Origin of the sequence: Agilicoccus flavus (genome assembly GCF_014857905.1) — a bacterium.
GTDB lineage: Bacteria > Actinomycetota > Actinomycetes > Actinomycetales > Dermatophilaceae > Agilicoccus > Agilicoccus flavus.
Genome location: NZ_JACYXE010000003.1, coordinates 41781 through 60403 on the forward strand (window position 1 = coordinate 41781; position 18623 = coordinate 60403).

Consider the following 18623-nt stretch of genomic DNA (forward strand, 5'->3'; position numbering starts at 1 on the left):
GCGGGGGCGTCGCCCCCGGTCAGGTCAGCCCCGCGTCGTGGACGCGGATCGCGATCTGCACGCGGTTGTCGGCGCCGAACTTGTCGAGCACGTGCGAGACGTGCGCCTTGACCGTGGCCACGCTCATGTAGAGCTCCCGGCCGATCTCGGCGTTCGACAGGCCGCGGCCGATGGCCGTGGCGACCTCCCGTTCCCGCTCGGTCAGGCGCGCGAGGTCGGCGAGGGCGGCCGCCCGCCGGGTGTCCCCGTCGCCGGCGGTCGCCGACTCGATGAGCTGGCGCGTGACCGTGGGCGAGAGGACGGGCTCCCCGGCGGCGACGGACCGGATCGCCTCGATCATCGCCGCGGGCGGCGTGTCCTTGAGGAGGAAGCCGTCGGCACCGGCCCGCAGGGCCGACAGCACGAGCGAGTCGGTGTCGAACGTCGTGAGGACGACGACCTTCGGCGGGTTCGGCTCCCCGCGGAGGAGGATCGCCGCCTCGATGCCGTCTCGCCTCGGCATCCGGATGTCCATGAGGACGAGGTCGGGCCGGTGCCGACGCACGACCGCGATCGCCTCGACCCCGTCGCTCGCCTCGGCGACCACCTCGAGGTCGGGCGCCCCGCCGAGGATGAGGGCGAGCCCGGTGCGCACCAGCGCGTCGTCGTCGACGAGGACGACGCTGAGGCGTTCGGAGTCGGTGGTGGTCATGTCGGGTCCTTGTCTGCGAGGTGGTCGACGGGGGTGCCGCGGGTCGTCCCGTCCGTGGACGGCGCGGCGGGGTGCTCCGGGTCCGCCCAGGGGAACCGCGCGACGACGCGGTAGCGGCCGTCGGGGGTGGCGCCGTGCTCGAGGCTGCCCCCCGCGAGGGCGGCCCGCTCGGCCATCCCCGTGAGGCCGACGCCGGCGCCGGTGATGCTCGGGACCGGCCGCAGGGGCAGAGGGTTCACGGTCTCGACCCGCAGGCCGAGCCCGGACCGGCCCGAGACGGTGAGCTGCACCGGCAGCCCCGGCGCGTGCTTGCGGGCGTTCGTCAGCGACTCCTGCGCGATCCGGTAGGCGTGGCGCCCGAGCGTCGTCGGCGGTTGTCCCTGCACATGCGTCGTCAACGCCACCGGGGTCCCGGCCTCGACGGTCTCCTGCGCGAGGGCCTCCACGTCGGCCAGGGTGGGCTGGGGCCGGTCCGGGGGCCCGCCGAGGTTCGTGTCGGGGTTGCGCAGCACGCCCAGCACGTCGCGCAGGTCGGCGAGGGCGAGCTGCGCGTTGGCCTCGATCGTCGAGGCGATCTGCGCGCGCTGGGCGGCGTCGAGGTCGGGCCGGAACGACAGCGCCCCCGCGTGCATCGCGACGAGGGAGATGCGGTGCGCCAGGACGTCGTGCATCTCGCGGGCGATGGCGGCGCGCTCGTTGCTGCGGGCGGAGGCGAGAAAGGCCGTCTTCTCGCGTTCGGCGGTCTCGGCGCGCTCGCGCAGCGACGCGAGCAGGTCGCGGCGGGCCCCGATGTACCACCCGAACGCGCTGACGGCGATGACCAGGACGAGGCCGAACACCGGTGTGAACCACAGGGGCGCCGACTCGTCGGTGGGGTAGAGCCGGTTGTACACGAGGGTTCCGGCGATGGAGGTGGCCGCGACGACGAGCAGGTCCGTCCAGCGGCGGCGCGTGCCCACCGACACCGCGGCGAGCGCCCAGGGTCCGCCCGCGAAGGTCGAGACCGCGCTGGCGAGGCCGAGGACGGACACGACCAGCAGCGGATGGCGCCGCCGCCACACCACGAGGACGACGCAGACCAGCCCCACCACGATGTCGAGCAGGATGGCCCCGCCGCCGACCGCCTCGAGGTCGCCCTCGTCGGCGAGGATGGCGACGTTGGTGATCGCGATGAACACGCCGATGAGGGCGGCGGCGCTGAGCCGCCACACCGAGCTCCACGTCTCGCCCCGGCCTCTCGCCCGGGCCGGGCGGAGCGCGCGGCGCGAGTGGGGTCCGGATGCCCGGGCAGGCGAAGGGGCGTCGCCGGGCGGGCGACGTCCTCTCGGGGCGCGGACAGCGTGCATCGCCTCCAGCGTAGGTGGCCGACAGGGTGCGCTCCCTCGGCCGGGCGTGGCGAGCCGGGGCGACGAAAGTCGTGGTCGGCGGGGGCGAGGGCCGACCATGCGCTGACGCGGGTCCCCGTGAGGCGGCCACACACTGGAGTCATGATCGAGGTCGAGAACCTGTCGAAGCACTACGGAGCGCTGAGGGCCGTCGACGACGTGTCCTTCGTCGCCCGCCCGGGCCGGGTCACCGGCTTCCTCGGCCCCAACGGGGCGGGGAAGTCGACGGCGATGCGCGCGATGGTCGGGCTCACCCGGCCCACCTCGGGCTCCACCCGGATCCTCGGGGCCCGTTACGCCGAGCTGCGCAACCCGGGCCGGGTCGTCGGGCTCCTGCTCGACGCGGGCGCCGTGCACGCCGGCCGCACCGGCCGGGAGAGCCTGCGCGTCGACGCGTCGACGCTCGGGCTGTCGGCCTCCCGGGTCGACGAGGTCCTCGACCTCGTCGGGCTGACGCCGAGCGAGGCGAAGCGCCGGGTGGGCGGCTACTCGCTCGGCATGAAGCAGCGGCTCGGGCTCGCCCGGGCCTTCCTCGGGGAGCCCGAGGTCCTCGTCCTCGACGAACCCGCCAACGGGCTCGACCCGCAGGGCATCCACTGGATGCGGGGCCGGCTGCGCACCTTCGCCGACCGGGGCGGCACGGTCCTGCTCTCGTCGCATCTGCTGCACGAGGTGGAGGTCGTCGCCGACGACATCGTCGTCATCGGGCGCGGTCGCATCGTCGCCCAGGGCACCAAGGCCGACCTCGTCGGCGCCGGGGGCGCGCTGGTGCGGGCCCGCGACCCCAGGGCCCTGGCGGACGCACTCGCCGCAGCCGGGCTCACGGCCCGCGACGAGGGGGGTGCCGTCCGGGTCGACGCCACGCCGGAGCAGGTCGGGGTCGCCGCGGCCGCCGCGGGCGTCGTCCTCCTCGAGCTGCGCGAGGCGACGGGTTCCGGCCTCGAGGAGGCGTTCCTCCAGCTCACCACCGCCACCGACCGCACCACCGACCGGTCCATGGACCCGACAGGAGCCGTCGCATGAGTACCGCCGCATCGCCGCACCACACCGAGCGGGCCACGCCCGGCGCGGGCCCGGATGCCCCATCGACCCCTGCCGGCCCGGCCGTGCCCCCGGGGGGCGTCGCCGGTCCGCCGGCCGAGGCCCGCATGGGCATCGGGTTCGCGCGGCTCGTCGCCGTCGAGCTGCGCAAGATGGTCGACACGCGGGCGGGGGCCGCGTTCCACCTCGTCGTCGTCGCCCTGACGGTCGCCGCCGTCGTCCTCGCGGTCGTGTTCGAGGGGCCGTCGACGTTCGACACGATCCGCCGCGTGGCCCAGCTGCCGCTGGCGCTGTTCCTCCCGCTGCTCGGCGTCCTCGTCGCCGCGGGGGAGTGGACCCACCGGTCGGCGATGGTGACGTTCGCCCTCGAGCCCCGGCGGCATCGGATCGTGTTCGCGAAGATCGTCGCCGTCGTGCTCGTGACGCTCGCCTACGTCCTGCTCCTGTGGGCCCTGTCCGCGGCGGGGGCGCTGGCCTCCGGTCCGTCGGCCGGGGCGTGGGAGGTGGAGCCGGCGGTGCTCGCCGGCTCGACCGCCGCCCTGGTCATCGACGTGTTGTGCGGCTTCGCGCTCGGCCTCGTGCTCGCCAGCGGGGCGTTGGGGATCCTCGCCTACTTCCTCCTCCCGATCGTCCTGCAGATCGCGACGCTGTGGGGGCCGACGGAACGGATCGTGCCGTGGATCGCCATCGAGCGCACCCTCGCCCCCGTGGTGGAGGGTGCGACGCTGACGGCGCTGGAGTGGCAGCGGATCGGGACGTCGGTCGGGCTGTGGGTCGTGCTGCTCACGGCGCTCGGGCTGTGGCTCACGGCGCGCCGGGAGGCGAAGTGACCCCCGATCCGGGGTGAGGCCCGGCCGCACGACGACGGGACGTCCGCGACGCGGGCGTCCCGTCGTCGTGTCACCCCCCGCCGCGCGTGATCTCGCCGAGGATCGGCGCGCCGAAGGCGTCGGTGCGGACCGGGCCGAGGTCGGCGGACGACGCCCCGGTGGCGTTGACCGACCACAGGGGAACGATCGGGAGGTCGGCCATGATCTCGCGCTCGACGTCCTGGAAGGCCTGCGGCTGGCCCGCCGCCGACGCGGTGGCGGCGGTGCCGAGGTGGGTGGCGACGACGTCGTCGGCGTACCCGCTCGTGTTGGGCGCCGCGCCGGGCACGAACCGGGGGTCGAGGAAGGCCGCGAGCGCCGGCCGACTCATCCGCCATGTCTGGAGGTGGGGGCCCGTCTCCGTGCCGAGGGCGAGTGCCTCGGACAGGGCGATCTCGTTCGGGTACGGCTTGCCCCGGCAGCCGATCCGGAGCGCCGTCGTGACGTCGGCGCACAGGGCGGTGACGAGCGCGCCGTGATCACCGTCGCCCGCGTACGCGATGGTCAGATCGTCCAGGCCGCCCACCTCGCGGAGCAGCTCGGCGGCCGCCGCCGGGTCGTGCGTGCAGGCGGCGCCGCACAGGTCCTGCGAGGACCCCTCCACGACGGGGGCGGCGAGGTCGGTGGCCGCGAGGCGGGTGCCGGCGAAGGTGTCCCGGGCGATGGCGGCCCGGTCGACGGCGCGGCTGACCGCCAGCCGACGCTGCCGACCCGCCTCGCCGGTCCACGGCGCGCGCTGCAGGGGGAAGACGAGGGAGTCGGTCACGCCGACGGGCTGGTTGACGGCGCGCTTCTCGGCGACCTGCCGGTACTCGGTGAGCCGGTCGGGGGCGACGCCGTCGAGGACGTCGAGCCGGCCGGCGACGAAGTCGCGGTACGCGGCGTCGAGGTCGGCGTACACGACGAGGTCGATAGCGCTGTTGCGGGCCGGTTCGCCGCCGGTGTACGAGGCGTTCGGCGCCAGCCGCACCCGAGTGCCGGGCGGCACGGTCGGCGACCCGCTCCTCGCGCCGGCCGTCGTCGGCGCCGCCTGCGTTGTCGCCGACGTGGCGGGCGCCTCGGGGGGGACGGAGGGGGTCGACGAGGTCGCGGGGGCGCTTCCGGTGCCGGCGGGAGAAGAGGAGGCGCCGGTCGAGGCGGACGCTGCCGGGCCGGTGGCCGGCCACCGGCCGGTCTGCAGGCGGTAGGGCCCGTTGCCGACGGGGGCGGCGGCGAACGACGCGGGATCGGCGAGCGCCGCCGGGGGCAGGGGGGCGAAGGCGGGGTCGCCGAGCCGTTCGGGGAACGTCGGGTCGGGGTCGTCGAGGGTGATCGTGAACGTCCGGGCGTCGAGCACGTCGAGCCCGGCGAGGTCCTCGCGGGCGGCGGGTCCGGCGGGGGCGCGCACCGCGTCGTAGCCGACGATCGGCGAGAAGGCGTATGCGCGGTAGAAACCGGAGGAGCGCCGGGCGGCGAGGTTCCACGCATCGACGAAGCTCGAGGACGTGACGGGCGATCCGTTCGAGAAGGTCCAGCCCGGTTCGAGGCTCACGCGGTAGACGCGGTCGTCGGACGTCGTGATCGACTCGGCCACCTCGTTCTGGGCCTTGCCCTTCGCGTCGTAGCGGACGAGGCCGCGGAAGAGCAGGGCCGCCACCCGGGCCGTCGCCGCGTCCGAGACGTCGGCCGGGAGGAGCGATCCGGCGAGGGCCCGGGTGTTGACGGAGACGGGGGTCGTGGGCGTCGGCGTCGCGCTCGGCGTGGCCGGGGGAGACGGGGCGGGCGCGGGCGAGCAACCCGCCAGGCCGGTCGCCGCCGTGAGCACGCCGACGGCGAGGGCGGTCGCGGCGCGGCGGGGGCGCGACGGGATCCGCGCGGACGCCCGGCGGAGTCGGTGCTCCCCCTCGTGGACGTTCCTCGCGCGCATGGGTTCACCTTGTCACGGCACGCGCTCGCACGCGGCGGTCGGCCGGGGGCCGGCGCACACGTCGGTCCCGGCGGGCCCGCCGTCGGGCGGGTGAGCGGAGCACGGGTGTCGCGCCGATAGACTGGTCCGCGATCATCCGGACGCATCGCGCGGACGGGCCGCCGGGCCGGTGCGGGATCCGCGCCCCCGAGCGAGCGGGGTGACGTGACCCGAGTGCGCACAGCGCACCGCCGCCGCCCCGGTGGGCCCTCCGCCACGACGAAAGAGACGAACGTGGCATCGACGAACGACCTCAAGAACGGCCTGGTTCTCAACCTCGAGGGTCAGCTGTGGACCGTCGTGGAGTTCCAGCACGTCAAGCCCGGCAAGGGCCCGGCCTTCGTGCGCACGAAGCTGAAGAACGTCCTCTCGGGCAAGACGGTGGATAAGACGTTCAACGCCGGCACCAAGGTCGAGACGAGCAACGTCGACAAGCGCACCATGCAGTACCTGTACAAGGACGGCGACGACTACGTCTTCATGGACGGCAAGACGTACGACCAGATCACGGTGCCCGCCGCGACCGTGGGCGACGCCGCCGACTTCATGCTCGAGAACCAGGAGGCGATCGTCGCGACGCACGAGGGCTCCCCGCTCTTCGTCGAGCTGCCCGCCTCCGTCGAGCTGACGATCACCTACACCGAGCCGGGGCTGCAGGGCGACCGTTCCACGGGTGGGACCAAACCGGCGACGCTGGAGACGGGCGCCCAGATCCAGGTGCCGCTCTTCCTCGAGACCGGCACCAAGGTGAAGGTCGACACCCGCGACGGCTCGTACCTGTCGCGCGTCTCCTGATGGCTCCATCCGAACTCAGCGGGAGCGGCGGCCTGCCGCTCCCGGCCGAGGGCGCGCGCATGATCCGCACGGTCCCCTCCCTGCCCGGCGAGCGCGGCATCCTCACCTCGACGCGCAGCAAGGCGCGCCGGTCGGCGCTGGAGCTGCTCTTCGAGGCGGAACAGAAGGGCATCAACGCGGGGACGCTGCTCGACGACCGCGTCGCGCACCCGACGACGCAGAGCCCGCTGCGCGACTACACGGTGGAGATCGTCCGCGGCGTCGTCGCGAACTGGGGGGCCGTCAACGACGTGCTCGCGACGTACAGCCGCGGCTGGGCGCTCGACCGGATGCCGGCCGTCGACCGCGCCATCCTGCGCGTCGGGGCCTGGGAGATCCTCCACAACGACGACGTGCCCGACGCCGTCGCCGTCTCGGAGGCGGCCGACCTGGCCACCGCGCTGTCCACCGACGGCTCGCCGGCGTTCGTCAGCGGCCTCCTCTCCCGGGTGGCCGAGCTGCACCGGTCGGCCCCCGGGTCGCCCGCTGCCGGGCCCTCGGACGCCGGACCGTCGGCGGACGAGGCGGAGGACGAGGTCGTCGCCATGGACGAGGTGACCGACGCCGCCGACCCTGCCGACGCCGCCGACGCCGTTGACCCTGCCGACGTCGTTGACCCTGCCGACGTCGTTGACCGCACGACGGCCTCCCACGACGACGGCGAGCCCGGGACCCGCGAGCAGCCGGAGCCGCGCGAGGCGCCGTAGGCCCTCGGAGCGCGCGCCTTCCGGCGCGCCGCGACTCGCCGGGGTCGGGGAGCGCGTTGCCGCGTCGCTCCGCACGCCGGGACCGTCAGCCCGCCGGCGAGGGGATGAGCCCCTCGAGGCCGGCGACGACCATCCCGACCGCGATGGCGGCGAGGATCATGCCCATGAGACGCGTCATGATGACGCGCATCGTCTGCGACATGTGGTGGCCGATCGTCGGCGCGAACCACAGCACGGCGGCGAGCAGTGCGAGCACGACGAGGAGGGCGACCCCGACCGCGGCGTACCCGGCCGGGCCGTGGGCCTGCCCGGAGAAGACGATGATCGTCGTGATCGTTCCCGGGCCGAGGATCATCGGAAACGTCAGCGGGTAGAACGACACGTCCCCGACGGCGGCCTGCTTCTGCTGGTGCTCCTGCTCGGCCGGGGTTCCGCTGTGCGCGGTGTTCCCACCGCCGAGCATGCCGAGCGCGATGGTCATGAGGACGATGCCGCCGGCGACGCGGAAGTCGTTCACCGACACCCCGAAGAACCCGAGCACCGCTGTGCCGCCGATCATCACGACGACCGCCATGACGAGGCTGTAGAGCGCGACCCGCACGGCCGTCGACCGCTGGCGCGCGGCGTCGTAGCCCGCTGTCAGGGACAGGAACATGGGCAGGGCCACGAACGGGTTCATGATCGCGAAGAGCCCACCGAGGGCCTTGACCAGCAGGGCGGTGTCCATGCCGCTCATCCTGGCATCGGCGCTCCGAGGAGCGGCGACGGACTCCGACCCGCGAGCCCGGGAGAGGCGCCCACGGCGCGAGCCTCCACCTCGACCGCCGCCGACGCGGAGCGCCGCGAGTGTGCGTGATCGCCTGCGGTGATCGGGTGACCCGCTGAGTTCGGCCGCGTCGCGGCCGATGTGGACGCCCGTAACCCGTCACGCCCCACCGCGGTCCGCGGTGCGAGGCGGCGCGGCCGCGGTCAGGACCACCGCGGTGAACGAGGAGGCAATACGTGGCTCGGCCGGATCGCATCGGCACCGCGGGTCGCACCGTGCGGGCCGCGCTCGCCGTGCCTGCGGCGCTCGCCGGCGCCGCCGTCGTCGGCGCCGACCCCGTTGCCGCGCTGCCCCTCGGGACGCCGATCGTCGCCGTCTCCACCGCCACCGGAGTGGGCGCGGGGCGGGTCCGGGCCGAGGGTTCGGGCCCCCAGGGCTACCGATGGGGGAGTGGACGCGTGCGGCTCCCAGGGCTTCCAGTGGGGTGACAGCGGGGCCGTATACTGCCCGAACCCGTTCGGGATCGACGCCTACGTCGGCCGTTCGCGTGGTCTCGGCGCGCAGGACTACCGCTCCCCGGGGGCTCCCGCGACCGTCTGCGCGGCCGGACCGCAGGCCTTCATCGACACCGTCTCGCCCGAGGCGGACGGCGCCCAGGGCTTCCAGGGGGCGGCCGGCGCGGACGGGGCGTCCGGTTCGGACGGCACGGGCGGCGCCGCGGGCGTCGACGGATCCTCCGGCCAGGACGGTGGCAGCGGGGTTCCGGGCCCCGCCGGCGCGCAGGGCGCCCGGGGGGGCGCAGGGGGCGCAGGGTTCCGGCGGCGCGCAGGGCGCCACCGGCAGCGGCAGCCGCGGGGCGACGGGCGCCCAGGGCGCGCCGGGCGCCCCCGGCGGATCGCTGAGCCTCGGCGCCGGGTCCGCCGCCGCCGAGGGGCCTCAGGGGTTCCAGGGTGCCGACGGGATCGACGGGGTTGATGGCATCGACGGCGTGGACGGGGTCGACGGCCCCCAGGGTGCCGCGGGTCCCCAGGGCGCGGCAGGCGCTCAGGGCGAGGCCGGGCCGCAGGGCTATCAGGGTCTCCAGGGTGCGGCCGGTGCTCAGGGCGCCACAGGTGCACAAGGCGTCGCGGGCGTCGTGGGGCCGCAGGGCTTCCAGGGGCGACCGGGGCTCAGGGGGCGGACGGGGCCGACGGGGCCCAGGGCGCCGGGACTCGTGCCGCTCGGTGCCGAGGACGTACAGTGCAGGCGCCCAGGGGGCCGATGGCGCGACGGGTGCCCAGGGCGCCGCGGGCGCACAGGGTGCTGCCGGCACCGACGGCACGGACGGCACCGACGGTGCGACGGGTGCCCAGGGTGCGACGGGTTCGCAGGGTGCCGCCGGCGCCGACGGTGCCCAAGGTGCCGCCGGGGCCGATGGAGCTCAGGGCGCGGCGGGCGCTCAGGGCGCCGCGCATGCCGTGAGGCCGCAAGGATTCCAGGGCGCCGTGGGCGCTCAGGGCGAGACGGGGCGGACGGCGCTCAGGGAGCCGACGGCGCGACGGGCGCGCAGGGCGCTGCCGGGACGGACGGCGCCCAGGGTGCCACGGGGAGTCAGGGCGCGATGGGTGCCATGGGGCCGCAGGGCTTCCAGGGCGCGACCGGTGCTCAGGGTGCCGACGGGACGGACGGCGCCCAGGGTGCCGCGGGAAGCGACGGGGCTCAGGGTGCGACGGGGGCGGACGACGCCCAGGGTGCCGCGGGGGCCGATGGCACTCGGGGTGCGGCCGGGACTGACGGCGCGCAGGGTGCGACCGGCGCTCAGGGCGCGGCGGGTCCGCAGGGATATCAGAATTTCCAGGGTGCGACGGGTGCGCAGGGCGCGGCCGGGGCCGATGGGGTCGACGGCGCCCAGGGTGCCACGGGCACGGACGGGACCGACGGGACGCAGGGCGCGACCGGTGCGCAGGGTGCCGCCGGGACGGATGGTGCTCAGGGTGCGGCCGGGGCGCAGGGCGCGATGGGTCCGCAGGGGTTCCAGGGTTTCCAGGGTGCGACGGGTGCGCAGGGCGCGGCCGGGACCGATGGTGTCGACGGCGCTCAGGGTGCCGCCGGGACCGACGGGACGCAGGGTGCGACCGGTGCGCAGGGCTCCTCGGGTGCGGACGGGACCGATGGGGCTCAGGGCGCCACCGGTGCGCAGGGTGCGGCCGGGACGGACGGTGCTCAGGGTGCGACCGGGGCGCAGGGTGCGATGGGTCCGCAGGGTTTCCTGGGTGCGACGGGTGCGCAGGGCGCGGCCGGCCTGGACGGAGCCCAGGGCGCGTCGGGTACGAACGGCACCGATGGCACCGACGGGTCTGCGGGCGCCTCCGGCACGGATGGGATCGACGGGGCGCAGGGAGCCCAGGGGGCCACGGGCGCCCAGGGCGCGACCGGCGACATCGGGCCCCAGGGCTTCCAGGGCGCGCAGGGTGTCCAGGGGGCGCAGGGCGAGTTCGGGGCCGACGGGACCGGCGGCATCGACGGGATGTCGGGCGTCGACGGGACCGTGGGCCCCCAGGGGCCGCAGGGTGACATGGGCCCGCAGGGCTACCAGGGCGCGACCGGCTCCACCGGCCCCCAGGGCGCCGACGGTTCCTCGGGCTCCGACGGCGCCGACGGCTCGACGGGCGCCACGGGCGCCACGGGCGCCACGGGCGCGACCGGCTCGACCGGTGCCACCGGAGCGGCGGGGCCGCAGGGAGCCACCGGAGCCACCGGCCCCAGGGCGCGCAGGGCAAGACCGGCGCCGGCGTCCAGGGGGCGCAGGGTGCCACCGGGTCCCAGGGGCCGCAGGGCGCGCAGGGGTCTCAAGGCTCGCAGGGCGTCAAGGGGTCGTCGTTCTTCGGATCCCAGGCGACCGTCGTGACGGCCGAAACGACCAATGCCGGACAGGCCGGCCTCATCGTCAAATGTCCGCCAGGGATGTTCGCCGTCTCCGGCGGTTTCGAGACCAGCTCTGGAGCCTCCGCCTCGATCTCCCGCCCCGTGGGCGGGATTCCGCCGACCGGGTGGAAATACGACTGGAACGGCATCAACGCCGGCACCTACAGGGTCTACGTCGGCTGCACGAAGTAAGTCAGCTCCTCCGACCAAAAGGACAGAACCATGACCACGCGACACACTCTCCGACTGTGGCAGGCCGGCGCCGCCGGGCTCGCCGTCCTCGCGCTCGCCGCCTGCTCCACGGGCAGCGACCGGGCGGCGCCTCCGCGAGCCCGTCCGCGAACGCCTCCGCGACGACGAACTCGCAGGTGGTGACGCTGCTCAAGCAGGGCATCACCCAGGCGTAGGGCCAGCAGTTCGACGCCGCGAAGACGACGTTCAACAACGTCCTCGCCGTCGACCCCACGAACAAGTACGCGCACTACAACCTCGGGCTGATCGCGCAGACGCAGAACGATGCGTCGGGGGCCGTCGCCGCCTATGACAAGGCGATCGCGGCCGTCGCGAAGTTCACGCCGGCGCCATACAACAAGGCCATCGCGGTCGAGGCCACCAAGCCCGACGACGCCATCGGCATCTACGAGAACATCGTCAAGATCAACCCCAAGGCGTCGACCGCCTATTACCGCCTCTACCTCGCCTACGCGAAGAAGGGCGACGCGCAGAAGGCGAACGCCGCGAAGGCGAAGGCCGTCGAGCTCGACCCCACGCTGGCGAAACAGGCGACCGCCACGGCGACCCCGACCAAGTGACCCCGCCGAGGTTCAGCGTCTTCACCCCGAGCCACAAGACGCGCTATCTCGACGAGTGCTACGCCTCCCTACGCGCCCAGACGCGCGGCGACTGGGAGTGGGTCATCGTCCTCAACGGCAACGCGCGCTGGCGCCCGGAGACCCCGGACGAGCGCGTGCGGCTCGTCGTCGCCGACGACCTCACCGGCGTGGGCGCCGCCAAACGGCGCGCCTGCGAGGAGGCCAGGGGCGAGCTCCTCGTGGAGCTCGACCACGACGACCTCCTCGCGAGCACCGCGCTCGAGCGCCTCGACGACGCGTTCCGCGCCCACCCGGAGGCGGCGCTCGTCTACAGCGACACCGCCCAGATCACCGAGGACGGGGGGCGCGACGAATCCCGCTTCGACGAGGCCGCGGGGTGGGAGTACGACGATGTCGAGGTCGACGGGCGGTCGGTGCTGCGCGCGCCCTGCCGCCGACGCCGCACAACGTCTCCTACATCTGGTTCGCGCCGAACCACGTCCGCGCCTTCACCCGGCAGGCGTACGAGCGCAGCGGCGACTACGACGCCTCCCGCGTGGTCCTCGACGACCAGGACCTCATGTGCCGCCTCTACCGCGTCGGGGCCTTCCATTACATCCCGGAGGTGCTCTACCTCCAGCGGATGCACGGGGTGAACACGCAGCGGGACGCCGAGACGAACGCCTACATCCAGACCGAGACGGTTCGGCTCTACGACACCTACATCGAGGGCGACGCGCTCGCCTGGGCGCGGCGCAACCGCCTGCACGCGCTCGACCTCGGGGCCGCCCACAACCGCCCCGCGGGCTACCTCGGCGTCGATCAGTACCCCGGGCCGGACGTCGACATCGTCGCGACGCTGCCCGAGCGGCTCGACCTGCCCGACGACTCCGTGGGCGTCATCCGCGCGGTCGACTTCCTCGAGCACGGCGTGGACAAGGTCTCGCTCATCAACGAGCTGCACCGGGTCCTCGCGCCAGGCGGGCTGCTGCTGTCGATGACGCCGAGCACCGACGGGCGCGGTGCGTTCCAGCACCCCACCCACGTCGTTCTACAACGAGAACTCGTTCTGTTACTACACCTCGGACGCCTACCGGCGCTTCGTGCCCGGCATCACCGCCAGGTTGCAGTCGTCGCGGCTCGTCACGCACTTCCCGAGCGAGTGGCACCAGAGCCACCTCATCTCCTACGTCACCGCCAACCTCATCGCCATCAAGGACGGCAGCCCACGCAACGGCGGGCCGCTGCTGGTCTGACCGATCGGTCTGGACCTCGGGTGCGGCCGCGGGATCGCGGCGTCACGTCTGCGTGACCGTGTCGTCCTGGCCGACCGCCAGGTTCTCCTGCCCGCCTGCGTCCCGGCGTTCCTCGTCGTGCTCGTCGGCGTCCCCGGCGAACATGGCCCTCATGATCGCGGTGATCTCCTCGCGGTCGGCCTCACCCGGCAGACCCCACCCCGGCTCGTAACCGTACGCCTGCCGCAGGGTGACGGGCTCGTCGTGGCCCTGGAGCAGCTCGATGTCGTCGGGGGAAATGAGGCCGGGGTGCGGCACACCCGCCGCCTCGGAGACCTTGAGCAGGTCGCGGCGGAGCGTCTCGATGTACCGGGCGACGCGAGGCGCCTTGTCGTCGGGATCGAGGCTGCGCACGAGCCACGGGTTCTGCGTCGCGACCCCCGTCGGGCACGCACCCGTGTGGCATTTCTGCGTCTGCAGGCAGCCCACGCCGAGCATGGCCTCGCGGGCGATGTTGATCAGGTCGCAGCCCAACCCGAAGGCGACCATGGCGTTGTCGGGCAGCCCGAGCCGACCGGACCCGACGAACACGACCCGGTCGGCGAGGCCGGCCGCCGCGAACGTCCGGTAGACGCGCGAGAACGCCACCTTGAACGGCAGGGACACGCTGTCGCTGAACACGAGGGGCGCGGCGCCCGTGCCGCCCTCGCCGCCGTCGATCGTGACGAAGTCGACGCCGCGCGTGCCGTCGCGCATCGCGTCCACCAGGTCGTCCCAGAACCCCTGGTCGCCGACGGCCGACTTGATGCCGACGGGCAGCCCGGTGAGCTCGGCGATCCGCTCGAGCACGTCGAGCATGCTGTCGACGTCGCCGAACGCCGTATGCCGGGACGGGCTGATGCAGTCCTGGCCCTGGGGGATACCGCGGATCTCGGCGATCTCGGGCGTGACCTTCGCGGCGGGCAGCACGCCGCCGAGGCCCGGCTTGGCGCCCTGGCTCAGCTTGAACTCGATGGCCCGGACCGGGGCGGACGCGCAGAGGGCGACGAGCTTGTCGACGTCGAGGTTCCCGTCGTCGTCGCGGCAGCCGAAGTACGACGTCCCGATCTGCAGGACGAGGTCGCCGCCCTTGCGGTGGAACGGCGACAGGCCCCCCTCGCCGGTGTTGTGCAGGCAGCCCGCGGCGGCGGCCCCGCGGTTGAGGGCCTCGATCGCGTTCTTCGACAGGCTGCCGTAGCTCATCGCGGAGATGTTGACGACCGAGGCCGGGCGAAAGGCGTGGCGCCGACCGCGCGCCGCCCCCAGGACCTTCGCGCACGGGACGACCGCGCCGTCGTCGTGCGCATGGGCCGAGCGGGTCGGCGGCGCGTACGCCGAGAACGTGCGGTGCTTGACGATCGGGTAGCCCTCGGCGCCGTCGAGGTCGTTGTCGGTCCCGAACCCGAAGTACGTGTTGACGCCCTTCGCGGCGCTGTAGATGTAGCGGCGCTGGTCGCGGCTGAAGGGGCGTTCCTCGTCGTTGGACGCGACGATGTACTGCCGCAGCTCCGGGCCGATCGTCTCGACGAAGTAGCGGCCGTGGCCGAGGACGGGGAAGGCCCGCAGCAGCGCATGCCGTTTCTGCAGGACGTCGTGCGCCGCCAGTCCCGTGATCCCGGCCAGGCCGGCGCCCGCGCTCCACAGCAGGCTCTTCTTTGCGCTCATGGCGAGAAGTGTGCACCCGGCGGCGCGCTCGCGCCCGCCCCGCACCGGTGCGAAGGTGAGGGCATGACCGAGGCGCCCGTCCGAACGTCCACCGCCGCGATCGGTGCCGGCGCCACGCTCGAGGGCGCGACGCCCTCGATGACCGCCTACGTCGCGCGCCCGGCCGCCGGGTCGGGGCCGTGGCCGGGCGTCGTCCTCCTGCACGAGGCCTTCGGTCTGCAGGACGTGACGCGGCGGCAGGTCGAGCACCTCGCCTCGCTCGGGTACGTCGTCGCCGCTCCGGACCTGTACGCCGCGGGCGGCACGGCACGCTGCCTCGTCCCGACGTTCCGGGCCGCGACGAGCGGGTCCGGCCAGGCGTACACCGACATCGAGGCGGCCCGCCGGTGGCTACTCGCCGAGCCCGACGTGACCGACCACGTCGGCATTATCGGGTTCTGCATGGGCGGCGCGTTCGCCCTGCAGACGGTGACGCGGGGCTTCGACGCGAGCGCCCCCTGCTACGGGCAGCTCCCGCAGGCGCCGGAGGTGCTGCGCGGCGGGTGCCCCGTGGTCGCGAGCTACGGCGCCCGCGATCGCTCCCTGGAGGGTGCGAGCGCTAAGCTCGAATGCGCCCTGACCGCCTACGGCGTCCCGCACGACGTCAAGGAGTATCCGAACTCCGGGCACCGATTCATGAACGCCTACGACGACCTGCCGGCCATCACGCGGCCGCTGCAGCGCGTCATGGGTGTCGGGCCGAACCCGGCGGACGCCGCCGACGCGTGGACGCGGATCGACGCGTTCTTCGGCGAGCACCTGCGCTAGCTTCGCCGGCTCGTCCTGAGGCGCGGCCTGGCCACCGAGGCTGCGCGGGCGACGGTCCCGTTCGCCTTCCGGGAATGCCGACTGGAACGGCTCATCAGCATCGTTCAGATCGGCAACGACGCCTCTGAGCGGGTCGTGGCCAGGCTTGGGATGCGCCTGTTCTCCGCGACGTCCTCCCGGGCTCCGATAGGCCCGTCCGGGTCTATGAGCTGCCGGCATGAGTAGGCACGCGTCCAGAGCGCGTCGCTCACCAGTCGAGTTCGGTGGAGCCGGCCTCGACGCCCTCGGCGCGTGCCTGGCGGATCGACTCAGGTAGGCCGGGTACCGACTTCAGGGACAAGGTCTCGTGGATCGCTCGCCAGTCGTCCTCGCCGACGAGCATGGCGTTCCCACGCCGGCCGGTGATCGTCAGCGGCTCGGACTCCTCGTTCGCCTGGTCGATCAGGCGGTGCAGGTCGGCCCGTGCCGGCGTCGCTGTCACTGCGCTCACGTGCATCGACCTCCATCACCAGGGGTGCGTCATCGCGTACGCCTAGCCCAGGGGGCTGTGGCCACCCGGGGCGGATGCGCAGCGACCTCGATCAGTCGCGACACCGGTCGGCGGCGGCCCGGACCCGGGCGACGTAGTCGGCCCACCACGTCGCGTCGCCCGGCGCGAGGTTGTCGTTGTCGGCGCGGTACCCGGCCTGCCCGTCGACGAGCTCGCGAAGAACGTCGACGTGGCCGGCGTGGCGGTGCGACTCGGCGATCATGTGGACGGCGATCTCGTGGAGGGTGACCCGCCGGCGGTTGGGGCCCCACCACGGGACCTCGCCCGGCGCGTCGAGGTCGAGCGCCGCCAGTGTCCCCTCCGTCGTCGCGGCGGCCGCGTCGAGCAGGCGCAGCACCGACTGCCGCGACTCCTCCGGCGGCACCCACATGTCGGCGTTCGGTTCGGCGTCGGGCGCGAGCCACGGCAGCGGCACCCCGCTCGGCCGGCCGAAGACGTCGCCGAGGTAGCCGAGCTCGACGCTCGCGACGTGCTTGACCACCCCGAGGACGTTGCTGCCCGTCGGCGTGAGGGGCCGCCGGGCGTCGTACTCCGACAGACCCTCGAGCTTCCAGCGCATCGCGTCGCGGGCAGCGGTCAGGGCCCGGCGCAGATGCTCCGTGCGGGGGTCGTCCACGGCGCCACCCCCGATCAGGAGCGGTGCTCCCGGTAGCAGCGGATGAGGCCCTGGGTCGAGGCGTCCTGCTTCGCCAGCGCGGCCTCGTCGCCGCCCACGGCCGGGGTGATCTGCTTGGCGAGCTGCTTGCCGAGCTCGACGCCCCACTGGTCGAAGGAATCGATGCCCCAGACGACACCCTGGACGAACGTGATGTGCTCGTACAGGGCGATGAGCTGACCGAGCACGCCGGGCGTGAGGGCCGGCGCCATGATCGAGGTCGTCGGGCGGTTGCCCGGGAACACCCGCGCCGTGACGATCTCCTCCGCGGTGCCCTCGTCGCGCACCTCCGTCTCCGTCTTGCCGAAGGCGAGCGCCGCGGTCTGGGCGAAGAAGTTCGCGAGGAAGAGCTCGTGGACGTCGACGGCCTCACCCCCACCGGACGCCTCGGCGTCGGTGAGCGGGTGTGCCGGGTTCGCGAAGGCGATGAAGTCGGCCGGGACGATGCGGGTGCCCTGGTGGATGAGCTGGTAGAAGGCGTGCTGGCCGTTGGTCCCCGGCTCGCCCCAGAACACCTCGCCCGTCGCGCACGTGACCGGCTCGCCGTCCCAGCGGACGCCCTTGCCGTTGCTCTCCATCGTCAACTGCTGCAGGTACGCCGGGAACCGGTGGAGGTGCTGGTCGTAGGGGAGGACCGCGTGCGTCTCGGCGCCGAGGAAGTTGACGTCCCACACGTTGAACAGACCCATGAGGGCGGGCACGTTGCGCTCGACCGGGGTGGTGCGGAAGTGCTCGTCCATGGCGTGGAAACCGGCGAGGAAGTCGGCGAACGTGTCGGGGCCGAGGACGACCGCGAGGCTCGTGCCGATCGCCGAGTCGACCGAGTAGCGGCCGCCGACCCAGTCCCAGAACCCGAACGCGTTGTCGGGGTCGATGCCGAAGTCGGCGACCTTGTCGAGGGCGGTCGAGACGGCGACGAAGTGCGTGGCCACGGCCTCCTTCGCGGCGTCGCTGCCGGGCTCGAGGCCGAGCTCGCGCAGCAGCCACGCCTTGGCGAGCCGCGCGTTCGTCAGGGTCTCGAGCGTCGTGAACGTCTTGCTCGCGACGATGAACAACGTCGTCTCGGGGTCGAGATCGGCCGTCGTCTCGGCGATGTCGGTGGGGTCGATGTTGCTGACGAACCGGGCGGTCAGGCCCTCCTGGGCGTACGGCCGCAGGGCCTCGTAGACCATGACCGGCCCGAGGTCGGAGCCGCCGATGCCGATGTTGACGACGGTCTCGATGCGCTGCCCGGACCGACCGGTCCACTCCCCGGAACGGACCTTCTCGGCGAACGCGTAGACCTTCTCGAGGGTGGCGTGGACGTCGCCGACGACGTCCTGGCCGTCCACCCGCAGCTCGGCGTCCTTGGGGAGCCGCAGCGCGGTGTGCAGCACGGCGCGGTCCTCGGTGACGTTGATCCGCTCGCCCGCGAACATGGCGTCGCGGCGGCCGGCGAGACCGACCTCGTCGGCGAGCTGCACGAGGGCCGCGACGATGTCGTCGGAGACGAGGTTCTTGCTGAGGTCGACGTGCAGGTCTGCCGCGTCGAAGCTGAACCGCTGCGCCCGCTGGGGGTCGGCGTCGAACCAGGCCCGCAGGTCGGGCTCCAGCCACGCCTCGAGCTCGGTGAGCTTCTCCCAGGCCTGCGTCGTCGTGGGGTCGATCGGTTCGGACATCGACATCGCCTCTCGCTGCGGGGTGGTGGACGTGCACGGCCAGCCTAGGACCCCCGGCGC

The 18623-nt window shown here is 73.9% G+C and carries 18 protein-coding genes and 1 pseudogene; 11 read left to right on the forward strand and 8 right to left on the reverse strand.

Features of this window, described 5'->3' with window-relative positions:
• Positions 1–19: 19 nt before the first annotated feature.
• Positions 20–691: a response regulator gene (locus ICW24_RS05990; protein WP_226344813.1), complete on the reverse strand. Its 672-nt coding sequence runs from the start codon at positions 689–691 to the stop codon at positions 20–22.
• Positions 688–1902 (reverse strand): sensor histidine kinase, encoded by a 1215-nt coding sequence (locus tag ICW24_RS05995; RefSeq protein ID WP_226344814.1) that lies wholly within the window; start codon positions 1900–1902, stop codon positions 688–690. Before ICW24_RS05995 ends, ICW24_RS05990 begins: the two co-directional genes overlap by 4 nt.
• A 276-nt stretch (positions 1903–2178) precedes the next feature.
• Between ICW24_RS05995 and ICW24_RS06000 the strand changes: the two genes are divergently transcribed.
• A complete protein-coding gene (locus tag ICW24_RS06000) occupies positions 2179–3099 on the forward strand; it encodes an ATP-binding cassette domain-containing protein (RefSeq protein ID WP_226344815.1) in 921 nt (306 codons plus the stop codon).
• Positions 3096–3947, forward strand: a complete 852-nt coding sequence (locus tag ICW24_RS06005; protein ID WP_226344816.1) for a hypothetical protein — start codon at positions 3096–3098, stop codon at positions 3945–3947. Before ICW24_RS06000 ends, ICW24_RS06005 begins: the two co-directional genes overlap by 4 nt.
• Positions 3948–4017: 70 nt before the next feature.
• Here ICW24_RS06005 and ICW24_RS06010 read toward each other — a convergent pair whose 3' ends face one another.
• On the reverse strand, positions 4018–5892 hold the full coding sequence (locus ICW24_RS06010; RefSeq protein WP_226344817.1) for a peptide ABC transporter substrate-binding protein: 1875 nt from the start codon (positions 5890–5892) through the stop codon (positions 4018–4020).
• 273 nt (positions 5893–6165) lie between these two features.
• Between ICW24_RS06010 and efp the strand changes: the two genes are divergently transcribed.
• Together efp and nusB are read left to right on the forward strand one after the other, a co-directional pair.
• The gene (gene efp, locus ICW24_RS06015) at positions 6166–6726 is read left to right on the forward strand and encodes an elongation factor P (protein ID WP_226344818.1); all 561 of its coding nucleotides are present in this window, start codon (positions 6166–6168) and stop codon (positions 6724–6726) included.
• A gap of 59 nt (positions 6727–6785) precedes the next feature.
• A complete protein-coding gene (gene nusB / locus ICW24_RS19645; protein WP_307781297.1) occupies positions 6786–7472 on the forward strand; it encodes a transcription antitermination factor NusB in 687 nt (228 codons plus the stop codon).
• Positions 7473–7557: 85 nt separating this feature from the next.
• Here nusB and ICW24_RS06025 read toward each other — a convergent pair whose 3' ends face one another.
• Positions 7558–8199, reverse strand: coding sequence for a MarC family protein (locus ICW24_RS06025; protein ID WP_226344819.1), 642 nt, complete (start codon positions 8197–8199; stop codon positions 7558–7560).
• Between the two features lie 275 nt (positions 8200–8474).
• Here ICW24_RS06025 and ICW24_RS06030 point away from each other — a divergent pair, with 275 nt between their 5' ends.
• The 5 genes and pseudogenes from ICW24_RS06030 (at position 8475) to ICW24_RS06055 (ending at position 13266) form a co-directional block, all read left to right on the forward strand.
• Positions 8475–8726, forward strand: coding sequence for a hypothetical protein (locus ICW24_RS06030; RefSeq protein ID WP_226344820.1), 252 nt, complete (start codon positions 8475–8477; stop codon positions 8724–8726).
• Positions 8727–11121: 2395 nt separating this feature from the next.
• The gene (locus tag ICW24_RS06035) at positions 11122–11334 is read left to right on the forward strand and encodes a hypothetical protein (protein ID WP_226344821.1); all 213 of its coding nucleotides are present in this window, start codon (positions 11122–11124) and stop codon (positions 11332–11334) included.
• A 230-nt stretch (positions 11335–11564) separates the two neighbouring features.
• Positions 11565–11954, forward strand: a pseudogene (locus ICW24_RS19890) (tetratricopeptide repeat protein); the annotation flags it as partial.
• Positions 11951–12610: a glycosyltransferase gene (locus ICW24_RS06050; protein ID WP_226344822.1), complete on the forward strand. Its 660-nt coding sequence runs from the start codon at positions 11951–11953 to the stop codon at positions 12608–12610. The pseudogene ICW24_RS19890 and the gene ICW24_RS06050, both read left to right, overlap by 4 nt.
• Positions 12511–13266, forward strand: a complete 756-nt coding sequence (locus ICW24_RS06055; RefSeq protein ID WP_226344823.1) for a methyltransferase domain-containing protein — start codon at positions 12511–12513, stop codon at positions 13264–13266. The genes ICW24_RS06050 and ICW24_RS06055 overlap by 100 nt, the downstream gene beginning before the upstream one ends.
• Here ICW24_RS06055 and ICW24_RS06060 read toward each other — a convergent pair.
• Positions 13253–14893 carry an FMN-binding glutamate synthase family protein gene (locus tag ICW24_RS06060; RefSeq protein ID WP_226344824.1) on the reverse strand — a complete coding sequence of 547 codons (1641 nt, stop codon included), beginning with the start codon at positions 14891–14893 and terminating at the stop codon, positions 13253–13255. The genes ICW24_RS06055 and ICW24_RS06060 overlap by 14 nt on opposite strands.
• 63 nt (positions 14894–14956) lie before the next feature.
• Here ICW24_RS06060 and ICW24_RS06065 point away from each other — a divergent pair, with 63 nt between their 5' ends.
• Together ICW24_RS06065 and ICW24_RS19895 are read left to right on the forward strand one after the other, a co-directional pair.
• Positions 14957–15700, forward strand: a complete 744-nt coding sequence (locus ICW24_RS06065) for a dienelactone hydrolase family protein (RefSeq protein ID WP_226344825.1) — start codon at positions 14957–14959, stop codon at positions 15698–15700.
• 27 nt (positions 15701–15727) lie between these two features.
• Complete coding sequence (locus ICW24_RS19895) at positions 15728–15925, forward strand: GNAT family N-acetyltransferase (protein WP_226345075.1); 198 nt, start codon at positions 15728–15730, stop codon at positions 15923–15925.
• Between the two features lie 22 nt (positions 15926–15947).
• Here the strand turns inward: ICW24_RS19895 and ICW24_RS06075 are convergent, their stop codons facing one another.
• From ICW24_RS06075 to pgi, 3 genes are all read right to left on the reverse strand, one after another.
• The gene (locus ICW24_RS06075; RefSeq protein ID WP_226344826.1) at positions 15948–16190 is read right to left on the reverse strand and encodes a type II toxin-antitoxin system Phd/YefM family antitoxin; all 243 of its coding nucleotides are present in this window, start codon (positions 16188–16190) and stop codon (positions 15948–15950) included.
• 91 nt (positions 16191–16281) lie between these two features.
• Entirely contained in the window at positions 16282–16866 is a 585-nt protein-coding gene (locus ICW24_RS06080; RefSeq protein WP_226344827.1) for a DinB family protein, read from the reverse strand.
• A 14-nt stretch (positions 16867–16880) separates the two neighbouring features.
• Positions 16881–18563 (reverse strand): glucose-6-phosphate isomerase, encoded by a 1683-nt coding sequence (gene pgi, locus ICW24_RS06085; protein ID WP_372360535.1) that lies wholly within the window; start codon positions 18561–18563, stop codon positions 16881–16883.
• Between the last annotated feature and the right edge of the window lie 60 nt (positions 18564–18623).

What these genes read in the sequence shown, in the direction of transcription:
- ICW24_RS05990 (WP_226344813.1), bottom strand. Translation starts at nt 691, where the DNA reads ATGACCACCACCGACTCCGAACGCCTCAGCGTCGTCCTCGTCGACGAC.
- ICW24_RS06000 (WP_226344815.1), top strand. Translation starts at nt 2,179, where the DNA reads ATGATCGAGGTCGAGAACCTGTCGAAGCACTACGGAGCGCTGAGGGCC.
- ICW24_RS06005 (WP_226344816.1), top strand. Translation starts at nt 3,096, where the DNA reads ATGAGTACCGCCGCATCGCCGCACCACACCGAGCGGGCCACGCCCGGC.
- ICW24_RS06010 (WP_226344817.1), bottom strand. Translation starts at nt 5,892, where the DNA reads ATGCGCGCGAGGAACGTCCACGAGGGGGAGCACCGACTCCGCCGGGCG.
- nusB (WP_307781297.1), top strand. Translation starts at nt 6,786, where the DNA reads ATGATCCGCACGGTCCCCTCCCTGCCCGGCGAGCGCGGCATCCTCACC.
- ICW24_RS06025 (WP_226344819.1), bottom strand. Translation starts at nt 8,199, where the DNA reads ATGGACACCGCCCTGCTGGTCAAGGCCCTCGGTGGGCTCTTCGCGATC.
- ICW24_RS06060 (WP_226344824.1), bottom strand. Translation starts at nt 14,893, where the DNA reads ATGAGCGCAAAGAAGAGCCTGCTGTGGAGCGCGGGCGCCGGCCTGGCC.
- ICW24_RS06065 (WP_226344825.1), top strand. Translation starts at nt 14,957, where the DNA reads ATGACCGAGGCGCCCGTCCGAACGTCCACCGCCGCGATCGGTGCCGGC.
- pgi (WP_372360535.1), bottom strand. Translation starts at nt 18,563, where the DNA reads ATGTCCGAACCGATCGACCCCACGACGACGCAGGCCTGGGAGAAGCTC.